The following is an 8440-nucleotide window of genomic DNA, read 5'->3' as shown; positions in this document are numbered from 1 at the left end:
TGACCGCTGGACAAGTCAGTGACTACATCGGTGCACGGGCGCTTGTCAGCAGCCTGCCAAAGGTAGATTGGCTGCTCGGTGACCGTGGATATGACGCCGATTGGTTCAGAGAAGCGTTGAAAGACAAAGGGATACGCGCATGCATTCCCGGCCGAAAGCAGCGCAAGAAAACCGTCAAGTACGACAAGCGCCGCTACAAACGTCGCAACCGGATCGAGATCATGTTTGGGAGGTTGAAAGACTGGCGGCGGGTGGCAACCCGATACGACAGATGCCCGAAGGTCTTCCTGTCAGCCATCGCCCTGGCCGCTCTCGTCATTTACTGGCTATGAGTCCTGACCCTAGTTGATTCCGAGCGGCCGCGATTGCCGCGCGAATACAAGGATAACATCCGCATGCATTTACATTACCTGACATCGGAATCACACGGGCCGTCTGTGCACGCAGCTTCAAGGCAAACTTCCGTGTCCGGTATCTTTCACCATGTCCGCGGTTTGATCGCTTGGGCGGAGACCGTTGAGCCGGACTATGGTGCGCGCGCACTTGAGAACTTTGAGTCGGTTGACTGGCCGCCATTGGAGCCGAACCGACTCCTAGGTCATCGAGGCTGAAAGCCAGGGGAGCACGTCACTACAAATCCACCAAAGTGTTTGAGTTAACTAGGGTCTGAGGCAAGCGCAATAACAGCGAAAGTCGTCGTTTGCTGCGAATTATGAATTCGTTCGCTTGTTCGCTTTGCGGTTGCCGCGAATGTCCGGATCGACGGGCCGCGCCGCGGCATCTGGATGTCAAGGCGGATGTCGGCATTGGGCCGTCACCGGCGTCCAAGTCGACCCAGTCTTGCCAGCTGCGCCAGCATTTTTGACCCCGAGTCTGCGGATCCTGTGCCTCCTGCGGAACCCGTCTGCCCCATCCCTTGCCGAACAGGCATCTGCTGCACACCGAAGAACTGCCGCGCTCTGAGGGCTGCATATTCCGCACCGCTTGCCCCACCGATCAGGTAGCGATTGTAGGCCTGCTGGCTGCCCATTGCGGCGCGGGCAAAGCTGTAGCCGCCGCCGAGACCACCGGAGAGGGCGGGCATCATGATGTTTCCGGAGATCGCGCGGACGATGAAGGGCGTGGCAATGATGAAGCCCTTGGCCATGAGGACCATCATGAAGAAGGGGATGAGCGCGCCTATGTTTGAAGCCCCTTCCGGGTCGCCAAGCTCACCGATCAGAGCGGAAGAGACGCCAGTGATCGTTGCGAACACGCCGGCGACGACGATGGGGTAGAGTGCGAAGGAAACCAGTGCCGAAAGCCATCGCGCGAAGTAATCTTTGGTCACTTCGAAGAGGGTCAGGAAGATCATCACCGGGGCAATCCCAATCAGGAGTGCGATCATCAGGCGGGATGCCACGAGAATGAAGGCGGCGAGCCCACCGAGGATCGAAAGTAACAGCACCCCGACAATGGCGAGCATGGCACCTGCCATCCAGTTCAGCTCTGATCCGGCTGCATTGAGGTAGTCGCCGAGTTCCGCGATCAGCCGGTCAAACTCTTCGGCAAAGGTCCCAGAGGGACCTGGGGTGCCGCCACCGACTGAGGCGACAAGCGCGCCCGCAATGCTGTCGATGCCGGCCAGGATGGCGGTGGAGAGGGCGTTGAACTGCACCCAGTTGGTCGCGAATATCCCGATGAGGCCGATCTTGACTGCCAGCCAGAAGGCCGTGCGGCCGTCCATCGCCTTGTATTGGTAGATCATGTTCAGGAAGACGAGAATCACCACAGCGTTGTTCCCAGGACGAGAAGCGTGCCGACCGTTGCCGCGACCGACCCGAACTGGGTTTCTGCTGCGGTGTCGAGATAGCCCTGGGAGGTTTCAACGAAATAAGTGACGACGCTCATAACGGGACTACCCTACCAATTGCCTGCAGCTTCGCAGATGGCTTTGGCGGCAGGGCGGACGGCGCTGGCGCGGCGGTTGTAGGCGTCCGAGGCCTGCAGCATTTCCCAGCGTTCGTCACTGGCGTGGCGCTCACGAAACGCCCCCTCGGCATCGTCCCAGGACGGGAACCGGATCTCGCAAGCGCAGCTGCCAGTCTCTACGATGCGTTCAAGATTTTGGGCTCGGTAGATGTCTTGAACCAGCACGCGCTGATAGGCTTGGCGCAGGGGGATCTCCTGCATCCACACGGGTTCAGCGGGCCGTTCTGGACAGACGTCGAAACTGCGCTCGAGGGTCGGCACGAGATTGCGCTCAGCGAAGCCGGGTGCCGACGTCAGGCCCAGGACCAGCGCAGCCAGTACGAGGGTACAGCCCGCCTGCCTCATGCCGTGGCTCTGGCGGGTGTGGTCTCGCGCTTCAGGAAGACAGTGTGTCCCACATTGGCGAATTCCGAGGAGCTGATCGACACGACCTCCCAGCCTTCGGCCCCCTTCACATTTAGGCTGGCCTGCATGTCGGCAAGACTGGTTTTGCGGGTCATGGGAAAGGACAGGATATCGTATTCAAAGGTTTTCATTGGGAAGCTCCGATCTCATTGTTGCCCGGGAGGTAGAATTCGGTGATCCCGCGTTTGCCATCATGGCGACCGGCCTGGATGATTACGTCGATGGAGTTCTCGATGTACTGGATCATGTCGGCATAGGTCATGGGGATCTCGGTCTTGAGCGCGGCGATGGCCAGACGCTGCACGGCAAGTTGCGGGGTTTCTGCGTGAAGCGTGGTCATTGAGCCGCCATGGCCAGTGTTGATCGCCTCGAGGAAGGTCATGGCCTCCTTGCCTCGCACCTCGCCCAGGATGATCCGGTCGGGGCGCATGCGCAACGTTGCGGTGAGCAGCACATCGGCGGTCTGGAACTCCGCATCGCGATTGGCGATGAGGGTCACGGCATTGGGCTGGGTCGGCAGAAGCTCGGCGGCTTCCTCGATGGTGACGATGCGTTCCTCGGATGGCACGTGCGAGAGGATCTTGCGCGCAGCCACGGTCTTGCCGGTGGAGGTGCCGCCAGAGACGATCATGTTAAGCTTGTTGTCGACGCAAAAGGCCAGCGCATCGTCGATCACGCCCGCGGCCACAACGTCGCGCAGTTCCCGCGTCTTCTCGAGACGCAGTTCTTCGAGCTTGCGTTCTTTGCCATAGAGAAAGTCGATTGCGATCCCGTCGAGTGGCAGGCTTGAAAAGAACCGAAGGCTGATCGACATGGCGGTTAGCACTGCAGGTGGAGTGATGACCTGCGCCCGGATCGGTCGCCCCTTGTAGGTGATCGAGACCGAAACGATCGGGCGATCCTTGCTCATTGTCGTGTTGGCGGAAGAGGCGATCTGGTTGCCGAGGTCTTTGACTTCTGTTGCGGTCAGCCTCTGGTCCAGCTTTCGCATGAAGTGATCGCCCTGGAATTCTCCCCAGCAGCTTCCGTCAGGATTGATGCAAATCTCAATGACATCGTCGCGTGCTGCGGCTTCGATCCGATCAAGCGAGGTCTGGAGATAGCTCAGCGACATGGGCTCAGAATATCTCCAGATCGCGGTCGACCATCACCGTGACGCGCGCGCCCTGGTCGACATAGATGACGGGGCCAATGGAGAGGTAATCGCCGATGACGCTGTCTGTCGCATCTGCCAGATCATCGCCCACGTCTTCGAGCACGTCCGCGGCGGTCTCATCCTGGACGTTTGCAGCAGCAGCGCTTGGCGCGGCGGAGATCAGCGATATCAACGCCGCTGAGCCGAAACGCTCATCGAAGCGCGTGTCGACAAAGCCGGTCACGCCGGAGCGGCCCAATTCGTCACCCCCGAAAGAGCTGATCTGGATCGTCTGGTTGTCGGGCAGGATGATCCGGTCCCAGGCGATGGTGACCCGGCGCTGCGCGATATCGACGCCAGAGCGATAGCGCCCGATGAGACGGGACCCGCGCGGGATCAGGAGACGAGAGCCGTCGACGCTGTAGACATCTTCGGAAACGACGGCACGGGTCTGGCCGGGCAGGGAGCTGTCAAGGGCGGTTTCCATGACGGCCTGGATCATTGTACCCTGAATGATGGTGTTGGACGGATTGGCGATGACCTCGGCTTGCGTCACCGACGTGGGCAACGCGCCGTTCAGCACGAAATCCGTCACTTCGCCAAAAGTCCGTTCGGTTGGCGTGGTTTCATTTGCGCCTGAGGTGCCACCAAAGGCGATGGTGGGCGAGGTGATGCGGCGTTCCTGAAACGCGCGCTCCTCGGCCGCGCGGCGTTCAAGTTCCGCAAGCCGCCGTGCTTCTTCCTCGCGGCGCAGCCGCTCTTCTTCCCGCGCGCGCAGTTCATCTTCCGTGGGGCCCGCTGGGGCGGGTTGGGGTCGGCTGGCCTCGAGTTGGGCCAGTTCCAGATCCATGCGGAGTTGCTCAAGGCTGCGATCCCGCGCCGTCAGCTCGTCCTGGAATCGTTGCTGTGCGGCTTCCGAGGCGGCTTGCAGCGCCGCGATCTGAGCGGTCAGCGCATCGATGGCTTCGGCGGCAGCCGTGTCTTCCTCGACCACCGGTTCGGGGGCGTTGCGCAATTCCTCGATCTGGGCCTGAAGGGCGGCGAGTTGCGCCAAAAGCTCGGCGTTCGGTTCCACCGGTTCCGGCGCGACCAGAACTACCTCGGGTTCGGGTGGTGAGAGGGTTTCGATGGCGCCGAAGCCGTCGCCTTCGTTTTGGAACACGTCGGGCGTGGCCGTGGGCAGGGCTTCTTCTTCCTTGGGCTGGGAGAGGAGATAGAGCAATGCCCCTCCCGCACCGATCACGAGGACGACGACCAATGCGAGCAGCGGCGAGCGCCGTGGGGCAGGGAGTGAGCTCGCGCCTTTGCCTTGCTCGAGGGCGGCGAGGCGCTTTTCAAGGTCCGCGTTTCCGGTGTCGCTCATGATCCCACCCCCGCAGGCGGTGTGGCCTCTATACAGACCACCTCGTCCCCGATCCGCAGGACCCATTGCCTGTTCACCCCGGAGACCCGGATCACGCCGTCCTCGGTCGCTTGGGTGTTGACCGTCCGTTCTCGGCCATTCGCGTAGCGGAAGATCGCGGGCACCGGCGCATTCCGTGGGAATTCGAAGTACGTAAACGTCCCATCATCCCAGACGCGAGTCGGGGTGAACTCGGTGCGCGCGCTGGCACCGTAATTGTAGTTCGGCGCTTGCGTTGCGATGGCACGCGTGGCCCGTACATTGTCTTCGGGATAGCGGAACTGGACCACGTAGAAGGTGGGGCTGCGGGTCTCCTGGACGTTGAAGTAATAGCTGCGGCGGTTGGTATAGACGGTCACGTTGGTATGGACACCGCGCGCGACGGGCTTGATCGCGAAGGCCTGCCCACCCGGCACGCCGTCGATCTCGAAGCCCTCTGTGTCGCCGGCGATGATCGAGCGGATGCTTTCGCCCTCGCCGAACTCGATGGTGGTGACATGGGTGAGCGAGACGTTGAGACGATAGACCTGACCTTCCTGGTAGGTGGCCAGCCGCACGCGGTTGTCATTGGGACCGCCGCGCGGGATGGCTTCCGCGAAGGCGAGGCCGGGCAACAGAGCAATGACAAAAACAAGCGATCTCATAAGCAACAACGTCAGTTCTCCAATCTGTCGGAGCGGATGGAATATTCGAGGACCGTGAAGCCGAAGGGGTTGGTCCAGACCTCATCGATGGAGCGGCGGGTCTCGGGGCGAAACTCGAAGAGAAGCGTGGCGGTGAAAAGCCCGGTTTGGACGCCGTTGATAGATGTCAGGCGCTTGCGCAGGCGGACGGTGGCGCGGTTGGTTCCGATCCGGTTGATGCTGAGGACCTCCACGTCGAGCCGGGCATTGGGGCCATAAACCGTTGGCGGGTAGTTCTCGTTGGCGCTGTTCCAGATTTGGCGCAACCCGCCCTCTGCAGCCCCGTCCGATCGGCGCAAAACGCTGCGGATGCGCAGATCGTTGTCGAGCTGGTTATAGACCTCTCGGTCGGTCACATAGCGGAAGACTTCCGCCTCGATGACCGCCTGGTTGGCTGTGATAGATGTCGCGCCCACCGAAGCCTCGGGAAGCGCGAAGCCCGTCTCGGGATCATAGGGCACGACCACGGGGGGTGGATCGACATCGAGAATTGCGACAGCCGCCGCACTCAGGCATCCGAGAATGCCGAAGATAAGGCCGATGAGCCCAAGGCGCTGCCAGAGCCGTTCGCGGCGCAGGGCGCCATAGACTAGCTCTTCTTCGATGATTTCCTGTTCAGTAGCCACCTCTCATTCCCTCACGATCAGTCAGCCCGCAGGTCCGGCAGGGTGAAATCCATGAAGCGCTGCTCCTCGGCGAAGGTCGCAGCATCGATCACTCCGCCGGTGCCGTCACCCACCGTCTGCACCGCTTCGAGCTGCCACATGGCGACCAGCGCAATGGCGAGCTCCGCGGTCACGCGCGTGTTGAGATCGATGCTTTCCTTGAGTTCGTCCATGTCGTCGATGAGCCCGACGAGGCGGTCTACCCGCTCGAGCGATTGGCCGGCATCTTCATAGCTGTTCTGGGCTGCGGCCGAGACGAGCGCGCCGGTGGTGGCCTGCGTCGCCACGCGGTTGGCCCCGGGATTGCCGCTGGTGGCCATTTCCGAAAGCGTGTCATCGTCAAATCCGAGATCGGCCAACACCCGGTCCATTTGGGTTTCGATCTCGCCCGCGCCGGAGCCGGAAAGGCCAGAGAAGTCTCCGGTCTTGATGGCTTCAATTGTGGCGAGGATGTCGCCGAATTCCTGATCGAGCAGGCCGTTCAGCTCGTCCTCCATCTCGGTGCGGATGATTTCTGGAAGCTCTGCGAGACGGGTGAGCGCTTCATAGGTCCGTTGCAGCTCCGCGAGTTGGTCCGTGAGTGTCGCAAGCTGTTCGCGGAGCTGCGTCAGCTGCTCGTTTTGCAGGATCTCGTCCTCGATCATCTGCCGGAGCTGCTGGATGTTTTGCGCGATGTTCTGGGTGTCGACGACGGGCACGCCTTGTGCAAGGGCAGGGGACAGGGTGCCGAGATGCAGGCCAATTCCAAGCGTCGCGGCCAAGGCCGTCCTCACAAGTAGATCTCTCATCAGTCAATCTCCCTGATCGTGAAGTCCATGAACGCGCCCTCGGCCATGCGGGCGCTGGCCTGTGCCAATTCTTCGGCGGAAAGGACGCGGGTCCGCGCCGCCTGAAGCCGAATGCGGGCCGCGACGAGGCGCACGAGTTCGGCGCGGGCATAGGTGTTGAGCGCGATGCTTTCCTGCACGTCTTCGGTCTCGGAAATCCGCTCGACGATGTCCGCGATGCGCAGGGCGGCCTGCCGGATCGCGGCGGGCGAGTTGCTGCCATAGAACGCCGCGCCATGCCCGGTCATCGAGAGGTTAGCATTGGCCAGCAGAGCGGGGTCGATCGTCCCAAGCGCTTCGATCCCGCCGATGCGGCTTAGGTAGAGATTGTAGCGTTCGGGGATGACCTGGACGTAGTGCTGGGTCTCGGTAAAGGGCGGGACACCGCCATATTCAAAGACCCGGCCGGGGCCTGCATTATAGGCCGCGAGTGCGTTGATGATGTTGCCATCGAAGGTGTTGAGCTGAGCAGCCAAATACCGCGCGCCGCCATGCACCTGCAGATAGGGGCTGTCATAATATTCCGGGTTTATGCCGAGATCGCTGGCGGTGCCCGGCATAATCTGGGTGAGGCCAAAGGCCCCGACCGGCGAGCGGGCACCGATGGTGAAACGGCTTTCCTGCCAGATGAGCGCTTGCAGCAGAGCCCGCCATTGAACCGGCGAGAGACCCGCGCGGCCCACGCCCGCATACCCGCTGGTCTCCTGGGCGACGCGGATGATGAGCTGCTCGATATTTTCTGCCGCATCCCCGAACATCTGCGCACCGCCGGGATTGGGATCAATCTCACCCGTGCCATAGACCGCCTCGACGGAACGAGCGGGATCGCCGCTGCCGCTTTCGAGCCCGGAGACCATGGCTGGCAAGCCCTGACCTCCGAAGCTGGTTTGGGCATCGAGGATGCGCTGCAGGGTGGCCAATTGCTCGCGTTCAATCTCGGCGATGAGTTCACGCGCGGCAAGTTTGTCGGCTTGGACCGCGAGGTCGGCCTCGCGATCGCCGGTCTCAATGATATCGCGCGCGGTAGTGTCCCAACGCTTGGTGTAGGAGGCCGCGCGCGGAGCCCCCGGCGTAGCGCAGCGCGCGGCCGGGTGTGACGCTGGCGGCCACCGCCGATCTTCGAGAAGGTTCGGGTTGCAAGACCTTGAACCAAGAACGGAGATGACGATGACCGATGACAGAATGACGCTGATTGAGCTGGTTGAGAAGCAGGCCGATGGCGATCTCGTGCGCGAGATGCTGGCCTTCGCGGCCGAGCGGATCATGGAAGTGGAGGTCGAGGCGCGAACCGGTGCCGCGAAGGGCGCTCGCTCTCCCCTGCGGGAGGTTCAGCGAAACGGTTACCGGGACCG

Annotated in this window: 10 protein-coding genes and 1 pseudogene; 2 read left to right on the top strand and 9 right to left on the bottom strand. The window is 61.9% G+C overall.

The window, feature by feature from the left end; translation table 11 throughout:
• Nucleotides 1–332 (top strand): IS5 family transposase (locus BM075_RS23750; RefSeq protein WP_143089947.1); only part of this gene is annotated, 332 nt, incomplete at its 5' end.
• Between the two features lie 482 nt (nucleotides 333–814).
• Here BM075_RS23750 and BM075_RS23745 read toward each other — a convergent pair.
• From BM075_RS23745 to BM075_RS23705, 9 genes and pseudogenes are all read right to left on the bottom strand, one after another.
• Nucleotides 815–1890 (bottom strand): annotated as a pseudogene (locus tag BM075_RS23745) (TrbL/VirB6 family protein).
• Nucleotides 1891–1902: 12 nt separating this feature from the next.
• The gene (locus BM075_RS23740; RefSeq protein WP_009807517.1) at nucleotides 1903–2316 is read right to left on the bottom strand and encodes a hypothetical protein; all 414 of its coding nucleotides are present in this window, start codon (nucleotides 2314–2316) and stop codon (nucleotides 1903–1905) included.
• Nucleotides 2313–2507, bottom strand: coding sequence for a hypothetical protein (locus tag BM075_RS23735; RefSeq protein ID WP_009807516.1), 195 nt, complete (start codon nucleotides 2505–2507; stop codon nucleotides 2313–2315). The genes BM075_RS23740 and BM075_RS23735 overlap by 4 nt, the downstream gene beginning before the upstream one ends.
• Nucleotides 2504–3490, bottom strand: a complete 987-nt coding sequence (locus tag BM075_RS23730; RefSeq protein WP_093363081.1) for an ATPase, T2SS/T4P/T4SS family — start codon at nucleotides 3488–3490, stop codon at nucleotides 2504–2506. Before BM075_RS23730 ends, BM075_RS23735 begins: the two co-directional genes overlap by 4 nt.
• Before the next feature lie 4 nt (nucleotides 3491–3494).
• Nucleotides 3495–4874, bottom strand: coding sequence for a TraB/TrbI/VirB10 family type IV secretion system protein (locus BM075_RS23725; protein WP_093363080.1), 1380 nt, complete (start codon nucleotides 4872–4874; stop codon nucleotides 3495–3497).
• Nucleotides 4871–5557 (bottom strand): TrbG/VirB9 family P-type conjugative transfer protein, encoded by a 687-nt coding sequence (locus BM075_RS23720; RefSeq protein WP_177208474.1) that lies wholly within the window; start codon nucleotides 5555–5557, stop codon nucleotides 4871–4873. Before BM075_RS23720 ends, BM075_RS23725 begins: the two co-directional genes overlap by 4 nt.
• A gap of 11 nt (nucleotides 5558–5568) precedes the next feature.
• Nucleotides 5569–6222, bottom strand: coding sequence for a VirB8 family type IV secretion system protein (locus BM075_RS23715; protein ID WP_093363078.1), 654 nt, complete (start codon nucleotides 6220–6222; stop codon nucleotides 5569–5571).
• A 17-nt stretch (nucleotides 6223–6239) separates the two neighbouring features.
• Complete coding sequence (locus BM075_RS23710; RefSeq protein ID WP_093363077.1) at nucleotides 6240–7049, bottom strand: type IV secretion system protein; 810 nt, start codon at nucleotides 7047–7049, stop codon at nucleotides 6240–6242.
• Nucleotides 7049–8101, bottom strand: a complete 1053-nt coding sequence (locus BM075_RS23705; protein WP_093363082.1) for a lytic transglycosylase domain-containing protein — start codon at nucleotides 8099–8101, stop codon at nucleotides 7049–7051. Before BM075_RS23705 ends, BM075_RS23710 begins: the two co-directional genes overlap by 1 nt.
• Nucleotides 8102–8255: 154 nt before the next feature.
• On the opposite strand from BM075_RS23705, the gene BM075_RS23700 reads away from it, so the two are divergent.
• Nucleotides 8256–8440, top strand: a 185-nt coding sequence (locus BM075_RS23700) for a transposase (protein WP_177208473.1), incomplete at its 3' end; no start/stop codon positions are given.

This window comes from Tropicimonas isoalkanivorans (assembly GCF_900112335.1).
Classification (GTDB): Bacteria; Pseudomonadota; Alphaproteobacteria; order Rhodobacterales; family Rhodobacteraceae; genus Tropicimonas; species Tropicimonas isoalkanivorans.
The sequence above is the reverse complement of the archived record's forward strand: the minus strand, read 5'-3'. Positions and strand labels throughout refer to the sequence as shown.